Here is a 1680-nt window from a genome sequence, read left to right on the forward strand (position 1 = left end):
CGGTACATCCGGGCGCCGGGCTCGCCGAAGGGGCAGGCCACGAAGCGTTCGGCGGTCAGGTCCGGGCGGCCGAGGTAGCCGCGGGCCAGGCCGGCCCCGGCGATGTACAGCTCGCCCGCGACCCCGGCGGGCACCGGCCGCAGCCCGGCGTCCAGCACGTACAGCCGGGTGTTGGCCAGCGGGCGTCCGATCGGCACCACGGCGGGGACGGACTCGGCCGCGCTCATGGTGAAGGTGGTCTTGATGGCGGTGGCCTCGGTGGGCGCGTACACCGCGACCACGGAGGTGTCCGGGCAGGCCCGCAGCAGGCGGCGCACGGACTCCGGCGGGACGACGTCGCCGCCGGTCCACACCTGGCGGACGTGCCGGAAGACGTCCGGGTCCTCGTCGGCCATCAGCCGCAGCAGGCCGGACGGCGCCTGGACCAGCGTCACCCGGTGGGCGGTGATGGTCTCGGCGAGGCGCCGGACGTCCAGCTCGCCCGGCTCTGCGAGGACGATCGCCCCGCCGGTGACCAGCGGCGCCCAGATCTCGGTGGTGGAGGCGTCGAAGGCGGTCGGCGAGTGCAGCAGCACCCGTTCGTGGTGGCCGGCCCGGAACTGCGGGTTGCCCAGCAGGTCCACCACGTTGCGGTGGGTGACGGCGACGCCCTTGGGAACCCCGGTCGAGCCGGAGGTGTACATCACGTACACCAGCTGGCCGGGCAGCACCGGCACGGCCGGGTCGCCCGCCGAGGGGGCCTCGGCGAGCAGTTCCCCGGTGACCTCGACGGTCGCGAAGTCCTCGGTGGCCCGGTGCTCGGCGGTGAGCACCGGGTGGCCCCGGTGGGCCGGGTCGGTCAGCAGCAGGCCGGTGCGGGTGTCGGCGAGGATGTGCCGGAGCCGGTCCAGCGGATAGCGGTCGTCCAGCGGGACGTAGGTGCCGCCCGCCTTGGCGATCGCGAGGACGGCGACGGGCAGCGCGGCCGAGCGCTCCATCAGCACCGCGACCGGCTGTTCGGTGGTCAGCCCGCGCGCCAGCAGCAGGGCGGCGAGCCGGTTGGCGCGGTCGTTGAGCTCGGCGTAGTCCAGCCGCTCGGTGCCGGAGATCAGGGCCGGGGCCCCGGGGGTGGCGGCCGCCTGGGCCTCGAACAGCCGGGGCAGGCTCGGTTCGGTGACGTCCGCCGCCGGTCCGTTCCAGCCGGTGAGCAGCCGTTCGCGTTCGGCCGGGTCGAGGATCTCGATGGCGCCGATCGGGGTTTCCGGGTCGGCCGCGACGGCGCGCAGGACGCGCACCAGGCGCTCGGCGAGGGAGACGGCGGTGGCGTGGTCGAAGAGGTCGGCCGCGTAGTCGACGGCGGCGCGCACACCCAGGCAGCCGCCGTCGGCGGCCAGCCGCTCGACGAAGTTGAAGGTGAGGTCGAACTGGGCCTGGGGCTCGCCGACTTCGACCGGGTCGGCGGTGGCGGCGCCGAAGCGGAGGCTGCCGGGCCGCCGCTCGTTGAGGGTCACGACGGTCTGGAAGAGCGGGTGGCGGGCGGGGGTGCGGGTGGGGTTGAGGTGTTCGACCAGGCGCTCGAAGGGGATGTCCTGGTGGTCGTAGGCAGCGAGGTCGGTGCGGCGGACCCGGTCGAGGAGTTCGCGGAAGGTGGGGTCGCCGCTGGTGTCGGTGCGCAGGACGAGGGTGTTGACGAAGAAGCCG

At 74.8% G+C, this 1680-nt stretch carries 1 protein-coding gene; it reads right to left on the minus strand.

Annotation, left to right across the window (positions count from 1 at the left end; translation table 11 throughout):
• On the minus strand, positions 1-1680 hold a 1680-nt coding region (locus ACFRMQ_RS40580), incomplete at both ends, for an amino acid adenylation domain-containing protein (RefSeq protein WP_380735940.1).

The organism is Kitasatospora sp. NPDC056783, from assembly GCF_042789895.1.
Classification (GTDB): Bacteria; Actinomycetota; Actinomycetes; order Streptomycetales; family Streptomycetaceae; genus Kitasatospora.